Origin of the sequence: Litorilinea aerophila (assembly GCF_006569185.2) — a bacterium.
Taxonomy (GTDB): Bacteria; Chloroflexota; Anaerolineae; order Caldilineales; family Caldilineaceae; genus Litorilinea; species Litorilinea aerophila.
Window position 1 is genome coordinate 51,362 of record NZ_VIGC02000006.1, and the last position, 17,859, is coordinate 69,220.

Here is a 17,859-nt window from a genome sequence, read left to right on the forward strand (position 1 = left end):
ATGGGCCGTTTCAGTCATCAGGAGTGTCCCTCCATGCCATGACGGATGCGCGGGTCAATCCACATCAGGATGAGATCCGACACGAAGGTCCCCACCACCGTCAGCACCGAAAGCAGCAGCAAGATGGTGCCCGCCAGGAAGAGATCCTGGGCGATGAGGGCCTTGAAGAGCAGGGGACCCACCGTGGGCAGGCTCAGCACCAGGGAGACGATGATGCTGCCCGAGACGACGAAGGGGAAGAGATAGCCTATCGTGCTGGCAAAGGGGTTGAGGGCGGCCCGTACCGGGTATTTGAGGATGACCCGGGTGCGGGAGAGGCCCTTGGCCTGGGCCGTCACCACGTAGGGCTTGCGCAATTCGTCCAGCAGGTTGGCCCGCATGATGCGGACCACCTCGGCCATGCCCGCCAGCCCCAGGATGATGGCCGGCAGGGGCAGGTGTTTGATCATGTCCCACACCTTGGCCCAGCTCCAGGGGGCCTGGAGGTATTCCGGCGAGAAGAGGCCGCCAATGTTTTGGACGTTGAAATATTTGAAGCTCACATAGAGCACCAGCAGGGCCAACATGAAGTTGGGCACCGCAATGCCGATGAAGCCGATAAAGGTGAAGATGTAGTCGCCAATGGAATATTGGTTCACCGCCGAATAGATGCCGATGGGCAAGGCCAGGACCCAGATGAAGATGATGGCCGCCACCGACACCACCACCGTAGTGGTCATGCGGTCGCCGATCACCTCCCGCACCGGGCGGTTGTACTCCATGGCCATGCCAAAGTTGCCCCGCATCATCAGGCCCATCCACTTCAGATACTGGACGTAGATGGGCTGGTCCAGGCCATACTGGATGCGCAGGGCCTGGGCTTCCTCCGCGGAGAGCACCGTGCCGGTGGCCTGGAGGTTGGCGATGTAGGCGGTGACGTAATCGCCCGGGGGGAGCTGGATGACCACGAAGGAGATGACAGAGGCCGCCCAGATGGTCAAAATCCCTGCCAGAAAGCGGCGAATGATGTAGTCGAGCATAGGCAATCTACCGATTCAGGTCAACGTCTGGCCCAAGCCGGGGGTGGTCTGCGACCGGGTCAAGGGCCGCAGACCACCCCCCATACTTTCAAGACTTCTGCGCCGAGGTTACTGGCCGGCGTCGGTGAAGTAGAAGGTGGCCGGCCGGCTGATGTTGGGCGTCTGGCCTGCCTGGATGTTGAACTGGCGAGAGGGGATGTTGCCCATGTTGTTCTTCACCACCCGCACGCCCATGAACGCACCGGACTGTCCGACGATGCCGATGGTCCAGACTTCGTCGGTGATGATCTTCCAGATCTCCTGGCCGATGGCGATCCGTTCCTCCGGGGTAGCCTTCAGGCCCTGGGAGAACATGTCCAGCACCTTGCGCACGGAGCTGTCCGGTGGGGGCTCGATTCCCTGGGTGCCGCCAGAGGAGTACCAGTTGCCGTAGGCCGGGCCGGTGCCGGAGTTGTTGGCCACGGGCAGGGCGTGGTAGGGGTAGAGGTAGAGCTCATCGGTGCCGTCGTTCTGCCACAGGAACATCTGCAGCTCGTTGGCGGCCCGCCGCTGTTCCACCAGTCCACGTTCCTGCTCCACCACGTTGAGGAAGATGCCGATCTCCGCCCAGTCCTCCTTGACCATCTCGGCCACGGCCGTGAACTGGATGAAGGCGGGGATGGGATTCACCTCCAGCACCAGTCGCTCGCCGTTGTCGGTGCGCAGCCGGTAGCCCTCCGCGTCCTTCTGGTCCAGGCCGATGGCATCCAGCATTTCATTGGCCTTGTCCGGATCATAGGTAGCCCAGAGCGTGCGGTACTCGGGGCCGGGGTTGAAGGGGGAGCTTTCCGCCACCACTGCGGAGCCCGGCGTGCCGATGCCCAGGAAGATCACCTCGTTGATGGCGTCCCGGTCGATGCCCAGGGACAGGGCCCGGCGGAAGTCCACATTGCGCAGCCACTTGCCGATCTCGGGGTCCGCCTCGTAGCTCTGGTTGATCTGCAGGCCGGCGTCCGCGCCGTGTTGGGCCGGGTCCAGGTAGACCCGGTAGTTGCCCGTGGCCGCGTTCTCCAGCAGGACGGGCAGGTTGGCCAGGGCCACGTGGCGGGCCTGGTAGTCATACTCGCCGGCGATGGCCCGCAGGTTGAGCACCTCCAGGTTCTCCGCCAGGGTCATGGAGATGCGGTCGATGTAGGGAAGTTGATTGCCTTCCGTGTCCACGCCGAAGTAGTACGGGTTGCGCACCAGCACCCAGTTGTCGGTGGTGATGGGGTTTTCGGTCTTCCACGGGGTGATGACCGGCAGGTCGGGGTTGCGCTGCCAGGTGTTCTTGTCCTTGAAGAGGTTGACCCAGTTGTCGAAACCTTCCTGGGCCACCAGGGCATCCAGCTCCTCCTGGTCCACAAAATCCGGGTGGAACTGCTGCATGTAGTGGGCCGGGGCGACGCCGCCCATGCCCGTGTTGCCAAAGATGGCATGGCCGCCGAAGACGTTCACCGAGCTGGCCAGCACCTCCAGGAAGAGGCTGTTGGCGAAGGGGAAGGTGAACTTCAGGGTGTAGTCGTCCACGGCTTCCATGGTGGCGCCTTCGTCGATGTTGAAGAAGGGCGAGCGCACGGGGACCAGCTCTTCGTTCTGGTACATGTGCTCAAACCAGAACATGTAGTCCGCCGTGGTCAGGGGCTGGCCGTCGGACCACTTGAGCCCCTGGCGCAGGAAGAGGGTGATCTCGGTGCCATCTTCGCTGATCTCCCAGCCCTTGGCCACGTTGGGCACCAGCTTCGGAAATTCGTCCGCATCCCAGAAGAGCAGGCGGTCGCCGCCGGCTACCCGGTGGCCGTTCTGGCCGTCGGCCGGCCCGGTGAAGCCCCGGCGCCAGGTGCCGCCGTATTTGCCGATCTCGTGCACCGGCTGGATGACCAGGAGGTCGCTCTGGACCGGCAGCCGCTCTTCCACCGGCGGCAATTCACCGGCCGCCACCATTTCGGCCAACATGGGTGCTTCGTTGAACGAGGTGGGATAGGCGGCGGGGTCGGTGACGATTTCCGGCCCCTCGATCTCGCCGATCAGGGTGGCGCCCAGGGGGGCCTCCTCGGCAGGTGCCTCTGCCGCGCTTTCGGCCTCGGCGGCTGTGGGCGCGGGGGCGGCTTCCTCGGCCGCTGGGGCTGCCTCTTCCGCCGGCGGTGGTGCGCTGCCTCCACCGCCACAGGCGGCCAGCAGCAGGCTGAAGACCAGCAGCAGGCTCAGCAGGGGGAGCCACCCGGGTCTCGTCCACTTCGTCATACGGTTCCTCCTTTGACTTTCTTTGACTTTTCGGTTGGGTGTGTTCAATACTTCCAAAAACCCATTCCGCCGCGCGGCTTGGGGAGAGCGGATGGATCCATCCCGGCCATGGAAACGGACGGGCCGCGGATGGTGAACGCCAGGCTGTAAAAGTTTGAATTGGGGAACAATTCAGCCGATGGCCGGCTGTGTTGGCGTGTGGCTCCGCTGGATAGCAGGATCCTCACCAGACGCAGACGGCTTGACCGCAAGGCAGAATACCACAGGCGCTCAGATTCGTCAATTGGGGGGAAAATTTCGATTTTTCAGGTGTAATTCAGAATCGTAGCGGCTCGCCCATTGGACGCCGGTCGCTGTAGGGGCGCTGCTTGCTGCGCCCGCCCACGCCAGACAGGACCGCCAGCCCGGCCATCGTTTTACGTGCCGGGCCAGAGGACCCAGAGGTAGGCCAGATACCCGCCCACTAGCAGCAGCCCCTCCCGGCGGTCCAGGCGCTGCCCACTCCAGAGCAGGGGCAGCAGGACCACCGCATAGGCCACCATCACGCCCAGGTCCAGGCGACTGATCCCCGGTGCCAGCACCGGCCGCACCATGGCCGTGACCCCCAAAATCCCCAGGATGTTGAAGATGTTGGAGCCCACCACGTTGCCCACCGCGATGTCCGACTGGCGGCGCAAGGCCGCGACGATGGAGGTGGCCAGTTCGGGCATGCTGGTGCCTGCCGCCACCAGGGTCAGCCCGATCACCGCCTCGCTCACCCCGAAGGCCCGGGCCAGGGCGATGGCGCTGTTGACCAGCAGGTTGGAGCCGTAGATCAGCAGACCCAGGCCCCCCAGGATGAAGAGCAGATCCCACAACCAGGAAGCGGTGGGCCCCGGAACGCCTTCCTCGAACTCCTGGGCCACGGCGGCGGCCGTCTGTTTGCGGGCCAGGCGAATGTTGAAGGCCGTGTAGGCAATGAGCAGGAGCACCAACACCACCCCCGCCCCCCGAGACACGGACCCCGAAAGGGCCAGCCCCAGGGCCAGCAGGGAGATCCCGATCAGGACCGGCATATCCAGCTTGATGAGGCCCAACTGGATGCGGATGGGCGAGACCACCGCGCTGAGCCCCAGGATCACGCCCACGTTAAAGATGTTGGAGCCCACCACGTTGCCCAGGGAGATGTCCCCCACCCCCCGCAGCGCACTGCTGAGGCTCACCACCAGCTCGGGCATGCTGGTGCCAAAGGCCACCACCGTCAACCCCACCACCAGCGGCGTCAGGCCCAGCCGCCGGGCCAGGGAGGCGCCCCCGCGTACCAGGCCCTCCGCGCCCGCGGTCAACAGGATCAGTCCGACAACCAAAAGAACCAGGTGCAGCGCCATACGCCATTGACCTCCGCCAGTGTGTGGGGTGGATTCGACCCAAATGCCTGATCGCCCATTATAAAGGCGCGGCTGCCTTTTTCACCAATGGAGGCAGGGCGCGAATGCACGTTACAAATGCACGTTACAAATGCACGTTACAATGGAACAGTGGACGCTATGCCATCCGCCCGGCTTGAAGACACAGAGCCGGTCAGATCCCGGGCTGAATCTGCGTGAATCTGCGTCCTTTTTCAGGACAGGGTGCTCCCGCCGCGGCACCCCTCGCGACGCGGCGTCGGCTGAATGGGGTCCTACCCGGCTGGATCCCATTCACGCTTTCAGTGGAATATGACAGACGCGCCGAATCTGGCTATACTGAACGATGAATATATGTCAACTTGTCTTGCGAACTGGCGTTCATGATTGCGTAGGTCCGGTTTCCATACCGGACCCGGGGGCACGTATGGAAACCGGACCTACGCTGCTTTATTTGGGTCCGCAGATGATACAGATACAGTCGTACATGATTTCGACACGGAGTCGGCACCCTCAGATGCCGGACCAGGCGGAACGGAGCCGCATCTGAGGATGCTCACTCCGCAAACAAATGGGCACAATCGTAAAGGGAATTCCCACCACACCATGTTTGTCCTTCATGTCCACTGGCAACCGCCCGCTTCGCCGGATAAGAACGGTCGCCTGATCTTCTGGGCCGAACATGCCCAGACCACACCCGAGCCCGCAGATCGTCGGGTGCGGCGGGCCCGGCCCCACCCCTTCGCCGCCACGGCCGGGCAGGTGCGTGCCCTGCTGGCCCGGCTCACCGGCCTGGATCCCGACGGCCAGGCGCAGACCCTCACCCTGCAGTTGCCCACAGGACGCCGGGGACCCACGCCCTCGCCCGGCCTGCTCCACGACTGGCCCCAGGAGGATACCCGGGCCGGCCTCTCCCTCCGCCCCTGGGAGATCCCGGGCTTTGCACCGGCGCCCGCGGATGCCTGCTTCCAACTGCTGCGCCTGCCCGCCCCCACCCAACTGGACCCGTCCGTCCGCCTGGGGGACACGGTCCGCTTCTGGCAGGCGGCGGCCCGCCTGCTGCTGGAGGCCTTCACCCAGCAGAAGCTGGTGCCAACCCTGGAGGCGGCGAACGAGCAGGCCGGCCCCTACCTGGCCCGCTGGCAGCCCCTGTTGGATGGCCCCCGGGACGGCCCCCGGCTGGCCCAACTGCGGCGAGCCATGCCCCCCCTCTGCCGGGCCGACGCCTCATTTGACCCGACCCTCACGCCGGATCACTTGTTGCACACCTTCCTCAACGCCATGGCCGACGCCCTGGCCCGCCGTTGGGCTCAGGAGAGCATCCCCGTCCCCGTGACCCTGGACGAGCCGGTCCAGGCCTGGCTGAACGCCCTGGGTCGGCAGGATCCCACCGTCCGGGGCTCTTCGGCCCAGTTGCGCCGGTTGCTGGCCAGCCACCGGGCCTGGCTGCGCAACCTCCGGGTGGCCGGCGACCGCCACTTCCGGGTCGCCCTGCGCCTGGAAGCCCCGACTGCATCCCAGGAAGACGGCCAGGCGACCCCCACAGCGGACCGCTGGCGGCTTCACTTCCTGCTCCAGTCCCGGGATGATCCCAGCCTGCTGGTCCCCGCGGACCAGATCTGGCACAGGCGGGGGAGCGCGCTGGAGGCCCTCCCCCATCGCCCCGCGGATCCCCAGTCGCTGCTGCTGACCGGCCTGGGCTATGCAGCCCGGCTCTTCGAGCCCCTGCGCCGGAGCCTGGACGCCAAACGGCCCACCGGCGCCTGGCTTTCCGGCCACGAAGCATACACCTTCCTGCGGGAGGTGGCCCCCCTGCTGGAAGAGAGCGGCTTTGGCGTGCTGGTGCCGCCCTGGTGGAACCAGCGGAGCGCCCGCCTGGGCGTCCGCCTGCGCCTGAAGGGCCAGGGCAGCACCCCCGGCGAGGGCGTGGCATCCGGCCTGCTCACCATGGAAAACCTGGTCCACTTCCAGTGGGAGTTGGCCCTGGGGGGCGAGCCCCTCAGCCGGGAGGAGTTCGAGGCCCTGGTCCGCCTCAAGACGCCCCTGGTGCAGATTCGGGGCCAGTGGGTCCAGCTGGACCCGGAGCAGATCGAGGCCGCCATCCGCTTCTGGCAAAAGAGCCAGCGGGAAGGGGATCTTCGCCTGCTGGATGCCCTGCAGATGGGCCTGGCCGCGGAGCAGGTGGATGGCCTGCCCGTGGAAGGGGTGGAGACCGAGGGCTGGTTCCGGGACTGGATGGCCCATTTCACCCAGCAGGAGCGCCTGGAACTCCTGCTGGAGCCCCAGGGCCTGCGCGCGCAACTCCGCCCCTACCAGCGCTACGGCTACTCCTGGCTGGACTTCCAGCGCCGGTGGGGCATCGGCGCCATCCTGGCCGACGACATGGGGCTGGGCAAGACCATCCAGACCCTGGCCATGTTGCAGGGGGTGAAGGAGCAGGCCGGCCGGCTGCCCGGCCCGGTCCTCCTGATCTGCCCCACCTCGGTGGTGATCAACTGGGCCAAGGAGGCGGCCCGCTTCACCCCCGAGCTCTCCTTCCTGGTCCACCAGGGGCCCAACCGGCTCCAGGGTCAGGACTTTCTGGAAGAAGTCCGCAAGGTAGACCTGGTGGCTACCAGCTACGCCCTGGTGCGCCGGGATGCCGAATTGCTGAAGCAGGTGGAGTGGTTTGGCGTGGTGCTGGATGAAGCCCAGAACATCAAGAACCCGGAGACCCGCCAGGCTCGCATCGCCCGCAGCCTTCCCGCGGGCTTTCGCCTGGCCCTCACCGGCACCCCGGTGGAGAACCGGCTCTCGGAGCTCTGGTCCATCATGCAGTTCCTCAACCCCGGTTTTCTGGGCTCCCAGCGGGCCTTCCGGCAGCGCTTCGCCATCCCCATTGAGCGCTACGGCGACCCGGAGGCGGCCGGCAAGCTGCGTCGCCTGGTCTCCCCTTTCATCCTGCGCCGGGTCAAGACCGATCCCACCGTCATCCAGGACCTGCCGGAGAAGCAGGAGATCAAGGCCTACTGCACCCTGACCGAGGAGCAGGCCACCCTGTACGAGGCCGTGGTACAGGAGTCCCTTCGGGTCATCGAGGAGGCGGAGGGCATGGATCGTCGGGGGCAGGTGCTCTCCATGTTGATGAAGCTCAAGCAGATCTGCAACCATCCCGCCCAGTTCCTGCACCAGCTCGGCGACGGCTACCGGGTCGATGGCGAGGAAAGGCGGAGCGGCAAGCTGGCCCGCACGGCGGAGCTGATGGAGGAGCTGCTGGCCGAAGGGGATCGGGCCCTGGTCTTCACCCAGTTCGCGGAGATGGGCAACCTGTTGCGGGCGTACTTCCAGCAGCGCCTGGGGGTGCCCGTGCTCTTCCTCCACGGGGGCACCCCGCCCCGCCAGCGCCACGAGATGGTAGAGCGTTTCCAGGACGATCCCGACGGCCCGCCCATCTTTGTCCTTTCCCTCAAGGCCGGCGGCACAGGCCTCAACCTGACCCGGGCCAGCCGGGTTTTCCACTTCGACCGCTGGTGGAACCCGGCGGTGGAGGACCAGGCCACCGACCGGGCTTTCCGTATCGGCCAGCGGCAGAACGTCCAGGTCTACAAGTTTGTCTGCGTGGGCACGTTAGAGGAGAAGATCGACGAGATGATCGAGGCCAAAAAAGCCCTGGCCGAGTCCATCGTGGGCAGCGGTGAAAACTGGCTCACCGAGCTCTCCACCGACGAGCTGAAGGAGCTGGTGACCCTGCGCCGGGAGATGCTCGCATGAAGCGAAAGCCGAGTCTCGAATGAGCAGGCAAGGGTGATGAGCCGGAAAGAGTGACGAGGAGGAAAGGGTGAGCGCTTACCGTTATTTCAAACAGACAAGGCCCATCGCAACGGACGAGGGCATCCGGGCCCGCAGCCGTCGGGGCGACTTTGCCCAGAACTGGTGGGCCCAACGCTGGATCCAGGCCCTGGAGCGGCTCACCGATGCCGGCCGCCTGCGCCGGGGCCGCAGCTACGCCCGCCGGGGACAGGTCCTCAGCCTGGACGAGCGGGAAGGCCAGATCCAGGCCCGGGTTCAGGGCTCCCGGCCCACCCCGTACCGGGTGACCATCCGCCTGGATCCGCTGACCGACCGCCAGTGGGAGGCCGTCCTGGACGCCCTGGCCGAGCGGGCCCTCTTCGCCGCCCAGCTTCTGGCCGGGGAAATGCCCCAGGAGATCGAGGAAGCCTTCCAGGCGGCCGGGGTCTCCCTCTTCCCTTCCCGCAGCCAGGAGCTCCACACCGACTGCTCCTGCCCGGACTGGGCAAACCCCTGCAAACATGTGGCGGCCACCCACTACATCCTGGGCGAGCAGTTCGACGAGGATCCTTTCCTCCTGTTCCGGCTGCGGGGGCGCAGCCAGGAGGAGATCCTGGAAGGCCTGCGCCGACGGCAGACCACCGATGCCCCGGCCCTGGCCGAAGAGCCCCTGGCCTATACCGTGGAGGAGGCCGTCCCGCCCCTGGAGGAGTCCCTGGAGCGCTTCTGGCAGCTGGGGGAGCCTCTGGACAACTTCCCCACCTACGTGCGGAAGGCCACCACCCCCATGGCCGGTCTGCGCCGGCTGGGCCCGGCCCCCTTCCTGGATCGGGATCCGGTCGATCTGCTGGCACCGGCCTACCAGGCCATGGCCCAGGCCGCCCTGCAGCTGGCTTTTGGCAGCCAGGAGCCCGGCGGCCAGGAAGATGGGGAAGCGACAAGGGCGGGGCAGTTAAAGATAGAACAGCCCGATGTGGAGCAGCCAGATATGGAGCAATGAGGGTTATGGGTCTGTCTGACTATTTTTCTGAACATTACACCAGCGAGAGGCTGAAAGAGTTCATCAAGTTATTGGGGGGCTCCAGCCAGATCCTGCGCAAAGCGGACCGGGTTCAGTTCATCGTCCAGCATTTGCTGGATCCGGAGAGCCTTCGCCAGATCTGGAAGCAGATGGATGGACTCTCCCGCAAGGCTGTGGCCGCGGCTTATCACAACGATGGGATCTTCGATGCCGAGGCCTTCGTGGCCCAATATGGCTCGCTGCCCCAGCGTCCCAGCTCTGGCCGCTGGCAGTGGTATCGACCGCTCATCCTCTTCGATCTATTTCTGCAAAATGGGCGCCTACACCCCGAGCTGATGCCCCTGTTGGCGGATCTGGTGCCACCGCCGGAGCGCTTTCAGCTCCAGGGGCTGGTCGAAGCCCCCCGACACGACCGGGTCGATGGCGAGACCGCCGAACTCATCCGGGCCGACACCGAGGAAGCCGGGTGGCATGATCTGCTTCTCTTGCTGCAACTGGTGGAGCAGGGGGATGTTCGGCTGAGCAAGACCTCCAACCGCTTGACCCCGGGCTGCACCGAGCTGCTGCTGGGGAAGTTGCTCCAGGGCGATTTTTTCCCGCCGGAGAATCCCTGCAAGTTCGATGAAACCATCCGACCTTTTGGTTTGACCCAATTTGCCATCGGCGCCGGCCTGATCAGCACGGCCAAGAACGGGGTGCTCACCGATCGGGGGCGGACTTTTCTGGTGTACCAGGAGCCAGAGCTGCTGCTGGAAGCGTTTGAGACGTGGGTCGAGCGCAGCTCCTTCGACGAGGTGAGCCGCATCTCTGCCCTGCGCGGGACCCGGGCCCGAGGGGTGACCCTGACTCCGCCGAGCATGCGCCGGGAACGGATCGTGGAGGCCCTCTCCTGGTGTCCCCAGGGCGTCTGGATCTCTGTGACAGATTTCCTGCGGGCTATCAAGATCTGGCAGTTCAATTTTGATATCGAGGAAGGAGGGCTCAGGAAGATTTATATAGGCCAGGGCTACTATGCGAGCCAGTATGGCTACACGGAGTGGGCCGACGATCCCTGGCTGTTGACTACCGGCCTGTACATCATGGCAGTCCTGTGGGAATACCTGGGCAGCATTGGGGCCCTGGATCTTCTCTACCTGCCTCCAGAGAAGGCTTCGTTGCCTGGAGATGCTTACTATTACGATGAAAGGAACTACAGCCGCTACGACGGTCTGTGCTACTTCCGCATCACCCCCCTGGGGGCCTATCTCTTTGGCCAGGCCAGCGAGTATCAGCCCCGGCGACCGGCCGATGAACCTCTCTTCATAATTGGGGCCGACCGTTGCCTGCGTCTGCTTCAGCCGGGACAACTGACCCCGGTGTTGGCGGCTCAACTGGAGCAGATCGGGGAGCCAGTTCAGGAGGGTGTCTATCGATTGGACGAGCAAAAAATCCTGCTGGCACTGGAAGGGGGGATGGCGTTTTCCCTGTTGCAGGATCTGTTGCGGCAACGCCATCAGGGTCCGTTGCCGGCTGAAGTGGAGGAGTGGCTGCACCAGCTCTACGCCAACAGCCGGGCGTTTTCCATTCGATCTCGCGCCCTGTTGATTCGAGCAGGGGCAGAAGAGGTGGAGATGGCGCTGGCCGATCCGGTTTTGGGCAAATTCGCCAGGCGGGTAGACGCCCGCACCCTGGTGATTCCCGCCAGCCAGGAGACCCGTTTCCGCAACCGTCTGCGGGAGTTAGGATATGGCATCCGCTGATTCAGCGGATGCCATTGTTCGTATGCAGCAGAACGATGTGTTACTTGATATTGGCCTTCAGTTCTTCGCGAATCACCTTGCGGAGGGTATCCTCCAGGATTCCGTCCCGGGCGCGAATATATTCCCGCAAAGCTTCATTGATCAGGGTCTGATAGTTGCCGCCACCCGCCTCATGGACCTGGCGTCGAAACCAGTTCAACACGTCCGTGTCAATTCGAATCGTAATGCGGGTCTTCCCCGGAGGAGTTGACGCCACGGCTCCCTGTTTGGCGTTGTCGAAATCATATTCGTTTTCGCTCATAAACCCTCCGTTCCCGTCTCGTAGCCGGGCGTGCTGAAATTAAACGAATATCGTCGCCGCGGTAGGTGTAGACGACTACCAAAACACGGCCGAGAAAATCCATACCAAGGGTCGCAAAGCGTTGCTCATTATCGACGTATTCCTCCTTGATGGTCAAGGCCCATTCATCCTCGAATACGCCGACGGCATCTGCAAAGTCGACGTGGTGTTTTTCCCAGTTAATACGAGCCTTGTCGGGATCCCATTGATAGCCATGCATGGGGGATTGTATGCACAAATAGTGTACGGGTCAAATCGAAAACCGCCAAATCTTTGGAATTCCAAGTTTGTGCACTGTTCTTACGAATTCGCCAACCGCGGATCCAGTACATCCCGCAGGCCGTCCCCCAGCAGGTTGAAGGCCAGCACCGTGATGGTGATGGCCGCGCCGGGGAAGAGCACCAGGTGGGGCGCGCTGAAGAGCTGGTTGAACTCGCTCCCCAACATGGCCCCCCACTCCGGGTCCGGTGGCTGCATGCCCAGGCCCAGGAAGGAGAGCGCCGCCGCGTCGATGATGGCCGTGCCCACGCCCAGGGTCCCCAGTACGATCAACGGGGAGATCACGTTGGGCAGGATCTGGCGGAAGAGGATCCGGCTGTGGCTGGCGCCGATGGCCCGGGACGCCTGTACATACTCCATCTCCCGGGCTGAGAGCACCGTAGAGCGCACCACCCGGGCGTAGGCCGGGACGCTCACAATGGCCACCGAGAGCATGGCGTTGGTCAGCCCCGGCCCCAGCACAAAGGTGATGGCGATGGCCAGCAGCAGGGCGGGAAAAGCCAGCAGGATGTCCATCAGCCGCATGATCACGTTGTCCACCCAGCCGCCCACATAGCCCGAGAGCGCCCCCAGCAGGGTGCCCGTGGCCGAGGCCACCCCTACCACCACAAAGCCCACCATCAGGGAGACCCGGGCCGCGTACAGGACCCGGCTGAAGAGATCCCGCACGTTGCCGTCCAGCCCCATCAGGTGCTGGGGCTGATCCGCCGGGCAGCCCAGGACATGGATGCAGGGGGGCTGCCGCTTACGCACATTCTCGTGCCCCTCCGCCCCGATGAGGACCTGGTTGGGGCCATACTCCGTCAACACCGGCGCGAAGGTGGCCGCCAGCACGATCAGGGTCAAGATCGCCAGCCCCGCAATGGCGGATCGCTCCCGCATCAGGCGGCGCAGGACCATCCGCCACGGTTCCCGGCGGCGGCCCAGATCTAGCTGGCGAGCTTCCGAGCCCGTCTCTCCGGTTCGCCCGGGCACGCCCCTGGTCGGGCGGCCCACCCTCTGGCTTTCCACAGGCGTCGTATCCAAATTTGCCATTTGCGCTACCAATACCTCATCGCAGTCGAACCCGGGGGTCGAGGAAGGCGTAGGAGATATCCACCAACAGGTTGAACAGCACGTAGATGGAGGCGATGACGATGGTGAAGCCCTGGATCACCGGAAAATCCCGGGAGGTGATCGCCTCGTACAGGCTGCGCCCCACCCCCGAAAGGCCGAAGATGGTCTCCGTCAGCACTGCGCCACTCAAGATCGCCCCTGTCTGCAGGCCGATGATGGTCACCACGGGCAGCAGCGCGCTGCGCAGGGCATGGCGAAAGACCACCAGCCGGTTGTGCAGACCCTTGGCCCGGGCCGTGCGGATGTAGTCCTGGCCCAGCACCTCCAGCACGCTGGAGCGGGTCATGCGGGCGATGATGGAGAGGGGGATGGTGCTGAGGGCCAGGGCTGGCAGCAGCAGGTGCTTCAAGGCATCGCCCAGGACCCGCCAGTCCGCGGTGATCAGCGCGTTGAAGACGTACATGTTGGCGACAAATTTCAACAACAAAAAGCCCGGCGTGCTCTGATCCACGTTCCAGCCGAACTGGTCGTAGAAGGGCCGGGAGGAGACGCCGGGGGAAAGCCGGCCGGACGGGGGCAGGGCCAGAGGCGTATCCCGCAGCAACACGGCGAAGCCGTAGATGAGCAACAGCCCCAGGACGAAGACCGGGATGGAAACGCCAAAGTTGGCGCCCACCATGGTGACCACATCAATGGCCGAATTTCGGCGCAGGGCGGAAAGCAAACCCGCTGGGATCCCGATCAGCACGGCAATGAACATGGCCGTCAGCCCCAGCTCGATGGTCATGGGCAGGCGCTCGGCCAGCATGACCGCGATGGGGCGGCCAAAGCGGATGGAGTCGCCCAGATCGCCCCGCAGGATATTGCCCATGTACAGGGCAAACTGGGTGGGGATGGGCTGATCCAGGCCAAATTTACGGTTGAAACGCTCGCAGGATTCCTGGGTGGCCTTTTCGCCCAACATGGCCTTGCAGGGGTCCCCAGGAATCAGGCGCGCCAGGGTGAAGGTCACCAACAAAATGGCGAACAACACCGGGATGGCATAAAGGATACGGCGAATAATGTAGCGGAACATGGCCTTTTTTTATTGCCTTCTATGATTCCCCGGCAAAAGGGGCTCTTGAACAAGAGACGGGCCTTCCCGACCCACCGGGAAGGCCCGTCTCTGAAACCTTACTGGCCTCCCTCGGGGGCGTTCATCAGACCACCCCACAGGTAAGCGTAGTAGTCAAAGCCGCCGGTATTGCCGGTGTGGTACGGGTTGGAGGCGTCGATGCCAGCCGCCCAGGAGGCCACCACGTCGTTGGCGTCCAGGGTGGAGCCATCGTGGAACTTCACGCCCTCCCGCAGGTGGCACACCCACACGGTCAGATCCTCGTTGGGATCACAGGAGGTGGCCAGGGCCGGCTCGGTTTCACCCGAGTCCATCTTGTACTGGAGCAGGGCCTCCACCACCTGCTGGCAGGGCCGCAGGGATTCGCCGTCGGTCTCGTCGGCGCAGTAGAGGCTGATGGGCTCCGCATTCTGCATGTAGACCAGGATGTCCCGGCCGCCGGGGTTGAGGCGGGCGAACTTGGTGGCGCCGAAGGGGGGCACATAGGCGTTCTCCACATCGGCCCGGGCCGCATCCGCGGAAGCCCCGTGGGCGATGGGCACCATGGGCACCAGCTCCTTGATGGCGTTGTTGGCCTGCTCATAGAGGGGCGCCGCTTCCGCCGGGTCGGCAATCTGGGCCGCCTGTTCCAGGGGCTCATAGATCTCCGGGTACGGCTCGCCAAACTGAGGGTTGTTGCGCCCGAAGTGGAAGTCCAGGAAGTTGGTCACGTGGGGATAGTCCGCCCCCCAGCCCAACAGGTAGAAGCCATCCAGCCGCCCATCGGTGGATTCGGCGATGAACTCGCCGGACTCCATCACCACCACCTCGGCCTCGATGCCCAGGTTCTCCCGCAGCTGGTTCTGGATCTCCACCGCCACCAGGGAAGGCTCCGGCAGGTAGACCCGGAAGACATCCCGGTAGTAGATGGAGGTGGAGAAGCCGTCCGGATAGCCGGCCTCGGCCAGCAGCTCCCGGGCCCGCTCGGGGTTGAAATCGTACCACGCCTCCCCTTCACAGCCGTTGGGGATGGAGCAGGGGGTGAAGTGGCTGGCCACTTCCGAGCCCGCGGGGTAGAAGTTGTCCACGATGCGCTGGCGGTCGATGCCCATGGCCACTGCCTGGCGCACCCGGACGTCGTTGAAGGGCTCGAAGGTGTTGGTCATGCCCAGGTAGAAGATGTTGGGATTTTCCGAGGTGATGAGCTGCAGGTTGGGGTCTTCCTGGACCCGCTCGTAGTCGTCCGGGCTGACGTTGGTGATCATGTCCACGGTGCCGGCCTGCAGCTCCAGCAGCCGGGCCGCGCCCTCCTGGTTCCAGCGCAGGACCGCAGTCTCGGCGAAGGCCGGCTCACCCCAGTAGTCGTCAAAGCGCTTGAAGGTGATCTGGTTGCCCCGGTCCCACTGCTCGATCATGTAGGGCCCGGTGCCGATGGGGTGCTCCAGCAGCTCGCCGGTGCCGCCCGTCTGCGCGATCCACTCGGCCGGCTGAATGCCGAAGGGGATAAACGCCACCTTGGCCAGGAAGGCCGGGTCCGGGCTGCAGAGGTTGAACTGTACGGTCAGCGGGTCTACCGCCTCGATGGAGAGGATCTTGCCGCCGTAGTCGCAGCTCTCCGCCGATACCGAAGTGGGGACAAATTCCTCGTGGGCCTCTTCCGCGGTGGCCTCGGCGGTGGGATGTTCCTCTGGCGCCTGGGCCTCGCCGCCCGGTGCCGCCGGGGTGGCCGGTGCACAGGCCGCCAGGAGCCCAAACAGAAGGCCGATGACCAGGAACGTGAGGAGTTTGTGTGGTTTCATACCTTTCTCCTTTTGTCGTTGAACGAAGCCGATGAAGGACTGGGCCACACCACCGCCGGTGGCAGGTGGAGGGCCGGGGCGTAGACTCGGACTGGCTGGCGTAACTGTCACGGCGGAAATTCGGCTGCCCGCTCTCCGCCGGGATCACCCGTCGACGGGCGTCTTGCGACCGGAAGGGGGTGCCATATCTGCCCCAGGCTGGCCCGGGCCAGACATCACAGCGCAAGTATAGCGCAAGGCTCCCACCTTTTCAACCAGGGGAACAGGGGCGGAACCGGCCTCTGAACCTCACCACAGCACCATGGAATCCAGGAACAACTGTTTCAGATCTTCGGGCGTGAAGGGCCGGGGCGTCAACTTGGTGACCCGGTGCTGGGGCAGGGTGCCGGCCACCAGGTCGTCCACGTCGTCGGCGGTGTAACCCAGCGCGGCCAGGCCGTTGGGCATGCCCGTCCGGCGCATGAGGTCGATCAACGCGCCGGCCACCAGCTCCCCCGCGTCGCCGGGGTCCGCGCCCCGGATATCCACGCCCATGAGGCCCGCCGCGTAGAGGTGCAGCTCCGGGTTGGCCGCTGCGGTGAAGCGGAAGACCGCCGGCGCGTTGACGATCACCGCCATCCCGTGGGGCACCATGGGATGGTCCACCGGGTAACCCGGCGGCCGGTACTCCCGCACCATGCCGGCCACCGGGTAGGACATGCCGTGGGGCAGGTGCACCCCCGCGTTGCCGAAACCGATGCCGGCGATGGCCGCGGCCAGGAGCATCTGGCTGCGGGCCTCGTCGTCCTCCGGGTCCTGCACGGCCCGCACCAGGTTCTGGGCCACCATCTCGATGGCCCGGGAGGCCCAGATGTGGCTGATGGGGTTGGCCCCCTGGTAGGCCGGCCGCAGGGCGGGCGACTCTGGCGCGGGGCGCTGGTTGTAGGGCAGCGCGGTCAGGGACTCCAGCGCGTGGCTGAGGACGTCCAGCCCGGTGCAGGCCGTCACCATGCGGGGCAGGGTGCGGGTGTTCTCCGGGTCGATGATGCCCAGGGCCGGCCGCAGGGCCCGGTGGGCGATGCCGGTCTTGGCCCGCATGGCCACGTAGTCGAAGATGGCCACCCCCGTGGTCTCGCTGCCCGTGCCCGCGGTGGTGGGGATGGCGATGAGGGGCTTCAACTTGCCCGGCACCGGCCGCCCCTCGCCGATGGGCGGGTTCACGTAGGCCAGGAAGTCCGCCGGGTAGGTGGCGTAGAGGTTGGCCGCCTTGGCCGTATCCATGCTGGAGCCGCCCCCCACGGCCACGTAGCCGTCGAAGCGGCCTTCCGTGGCAAAGCGGATGGCCTCCTGGAAGGAGGCGTCGGTGGGCTCCACCCGCACCTGGTCGAAGAGCACCGGGTCCATGCCTTCCCGGCGCAGCGCCTCCAGGGTGATGGCCACCGGCTCGCTCTGGGCCAGGTGGGGGTCGGTGACCACCATCACCCGCTTCGCGCCCAGGGCCGCCATGTCGTAGCCCACCTCCCGGGTCACCCCCGGCCCGAACTTGATGCTGGACGTATCCATGGTGAAGGCCGTTTCCAGAACCATACCTCCCTCCTCCAATCCCAATCTTCTTCAATCTTTAATCTTCAACTCCATCAACGTAATCACCTCCCCCCGATACACCCGCTCCTCCACCACGCTCCAGCCCAGATGGGCGTAGAACTGCTGGCGGTCCGGCGTATAGAGGTAGAGGGTGGGCACACCCAGCGCCCGGGCTTCATCCTCCACCCGGCGCACCAGCGCCCGGCCGATCCCCTGGTGGCGTCGTTGGGGCAGCACGTAGACGCTGGCCAGCCACGGCGTCAGGTCCACGCGGTCGGGCAGGTCGTGCAGGACCAGGCTGGCGCAGCCCACCGGCTCCCCATTTGCCAGGGCCACGAAGGTGGTGGGGATGGCCCGCCGCTGCAAATGACCCTGGAGACGGGCCAGGCGATCGGCCAGGGTCTTGTGGCTGTTGATGCGTCCCCACTGCTCGTGGTGCCAGTGGGCCAGGGTGGGGACCAGGTGGGGGTGGTCGGCCAGATAGGTTATCTCGAGCATGGGGTCTGGATGTAGGGTGGTGGTCAGATGGGTTGAT

At 65.1% G+C, this 17,859-nt stretch carries 13 protein-coding genes; 3 read left to right on the forward strand and 10 right to left on the reverse strand.

The window, feature by feature from the left end; all coding sequences use genetic code 11:
* Positions 1-17: 17 nt before the first annotated feature.
* The 3 genes from FKZ61_RS05685 to FKZ61_RS05695 all read right to left on the reverse strand — a co-directional run bounded on the left by FKZ61_RS05685 (position 18) and on the right by FKZ61_RS05695 (position 4,648).
* On the reverse strand, positions 18-1,019 hold the full coding sequence (locus FKZ61_RS05685) for an ABC transporter permease (protein ID WP_141609114.1): 1,002 nt from the start codon (positions 1,017-1,019) through the stop codon (positions 18-20).
* Positions 1,020-1,127: 108 nt separating this feature from the next.
* Positions 1,128-3,281, reverse strand: a complete 2,154-nt coding sequence (locus tag FKZ61_RS05690; RefSeq protein WP_170199316.1) for an ABC transporter substrate-binding protein — start codon at positions 3,279-3,281, stop codon at positions 1,128-1,130.
* Positions 3,282-3,697: 416 nt separating this feature from the next.
* Positions 3,698-4,648 carry a calcium/sodium antiporter gene (locus FKZ61_RS05695; RefSeq protein WP_141609117.1) on the reverse strand — a complete coding sequence of 317 codons (951 nt, stop codon included), beginning with the start codon at positions 4,646-4,648 and terminating at the stop codon, positions 3,698-3,700.
* 624 nt (positions 4,649-5,272) lie between these two features.
* On the opposite strand from FKZ61_RS05695, the gene FKZ61_RS05700 reads away from it, so the two are divergent.
* The 3 genes from FKZ61_RS05700 to FKZ61_RS05710 all read left to right on the forward strand — a co-directional run bounded on the left by FKZ61_RS05700 (position 5,273) and on the right by FKZ61_RS05710 (position 11,194).
* A complete protein-coding gene (locus FKZ61_RS05700; RefSeq protein ID WP_141609118.1) occupies positions 5,273-8,416 on the forward strand; it encodes a DEAD/DEAH box helicase in 3,144 nt (1,047 codons plus the stop codon).
* A gap of 67 nt (positions 8,417-8,483) precedes the next feature.
* Complete coding sequence (locus tag FKZ61_RS24235; protein ID WP_141609119.1) at positions 8,484-9,434, forward strand: SWIM zinc finger family protein; 951 nt, start codon at positions 8,484-8,486, stop codon at positions 9,432-9,434.
* A gap of 5 nt (positions 9,435-9,439) precedes the next feature.
* The gene (locus tag FKZ61_RS05710; RefSeq protein ID WP_141609120.1) at positions 9,440-11,194 is read left to right on the forward strand and encodes a hypothetical protein; all 1,755 of its coding nucleotides are present in this window, start codon (positions 9,440-9,442) and stop codon (positions 11,192-11,194) included.
* 40 nt (positions 11,195-11,234) lie between these two features.
* On the opposite strand, the gene FKZ61_RS05715 is transcribed toward FKZ61_RS05710, so the two are convergent.
* The 7 genes from FKZ61_RS05715 to FKZ61_RS05745 form a co-directional block, all read right to left on the reverse strand.
* Complete coding sequence (locus FKZ61_RS05715; protein ID WP_141609121.1) at positions 11,235-11,495, reverse strand: BrnA antitoxin family protein; 261 nt, start codon at positions 11,493-11,495, stop codon at positions 11,235-11,237.
* Positions 11,476-11,754: a BrnT family toxin gene (locus FKZ61_RS05720; RefSeq protein WP_141609122.1), complete on the reverse strand. Its 279-nt coding sequence runs from the start codon at positions 11,752-11,754 to the stop codon at positions 11,476-11,478. Before FKZ61_RS05720 ends, FKZ61_RS05715 begins: the two co-directional genes overlap by 20 nt.
* An 80-nt stretch (positions 11,755-11,834) precedes the next feature.
* Positions 11,835-12,848 (reverse strand): ABC transporter permease, encoded by a 1,014-nt coding sequence (locus tag FKZ61_RS05725; protein WP_141609123.1) that lies wholly within the window; start codon positions 12,846-12,848, stop codon positions 11,835-11,837.
* A 16-nt stretch (positions 12,849-12,864) separates the two neighbouring features.
* Positions 12,865-13,944, reverse strand: a complete 1,080-nt coding sequence (locus FKZ61_RS05730; RefSeq protein ID WP_141609124.1) for an ABC transporter permease — start codon at positions 13,942-13,944, stop codon at positions 12,865-12,867.
* Positions 13,945-14,042: 98 nt separating this feature from the next.
* A complete protein-coding gene (locus FKZ61_RS05735) occupies positions 14,043-15,761 on the reverse strand; it encodes an ABC transporter substrate-binding protein (RefSeq protein ID WP_141609125.1) in 1,719 nt (572 codons plus the stop codon).
* Positions 15,762-16,049: 288 nt separating this feature from the next.
* Positions 16,050-17,327 carry a hydroxyacid-oxoacid transhydrogenase gene (locus FKZ61_RS05740; RefSeq protein ID WP_141609126.1) on the reverse strand — a complete coding sequence of 426 codons (1,278 nt, stop codon included), beginning with the start codon at positions 17,325-17,327 and terminating at the stop codon, positions 16,050-16,052.
* A 27-nt stretch (positions 17,328-17,354) separates the two neighbouring features.
* Entirely contained in the window at positions 17,355-17,822 is a 468-nt protein-coding gene (locus FKZ61_RS05745; protein ID WP_141609127.1) for a GNAT family N-acetyltransferase, read from the reverse strand.
* Between the last annotated feature and the right edge of the window lie 37 nt (positions 17,823-17,859).

Bases quoted from the DNA above. Each gene is read 5' to 3' on its own strand.
- FKZ61_RS05720 (WP_141609122.1), bottom strand. From the start codon at position 11,754: ATGCATGGCTATCAATGGGATCCCGACAAGGCTCGTATTAACTGGGAA.
- FKZ61_RS05715 (WP_141609121.1), bottom strand. From the start codon at position 11,495: ATGAGCGAAAACGAATATGATTTCGACAACGCCAAACAGGGAGCCGTG.
- FKZ61_RS05710 (WP_141609120.1), top strand. From the start codon at position 9,440: ATGGGTCTGTCTGACTATTTTTCTGAACATTACACCAGCGAGAGGCTG.
- FKZ61_RS05740 (WP_141609126.1), bottom strand. From the start codon at position 17,327: ATGGTTCTGGAAACGGCCTTCACCATGGATACGTCCAGCATCAAGTTC.
- FKZ61_RS05735 (WP_141609125.1), bottom strand. From the start codon at position 15,761: ATGAAACCACACAAACTCCTCACGTTCCTGGTCATCGGCCTTCTGTTT.
- FKZ61_RS05700 (WP_141609118.1), top strand. From the start codon at position 5,273: ATGTTTGTCCTTCATGTCCACTGGCAACCGCCCGCTTCGCCGGATAAG.
- FKZ61_RS05730 (WP_141609124.1), bottom strand. From the start codon at position 13,944: ATGTTCCGCTACATTATTCGCCGTATCCTTTATGCCATCCCGGTGTTG.
- FKZ61_RS05725 (WP_141609123.1), bottom strand. From the start codon at position 12,848: ATGGCAAATTTGGATACGACGCCTGTGGAAAGCCAGAGGGTGGGCCGC.
- FKZ61_RS05685 (WP_141609114.1), bottom strand. From the start codon at position 1,019: ATGCTCGACTACATCATTCGCCGCTTTCTGGCAGGGATTTTGACCATC.
- FKZ61_RS05695 (WP_141609117.1), bottom strand. From the start codon at position 4,648: ATGGCGCTGCACCTGGTTCTTTTGGTTGTCGGACTGATCCTGTTGACC.
- FKZ61_RS05690 (WP_170199316.1), bottom strand. From the start codon at position 3,281: ATGACGAAGTGGACGAGACCCGGGTGGCTCCCCCTGCTGAGCCTGCTG.
- FKZ61_RS05745 (WP_141609127.1), bottom strand. From the start codon at position 17,822: ATGCTCGAGATAACCTATCTGGCCGACCACCCCCACCTGGTCCCCACC.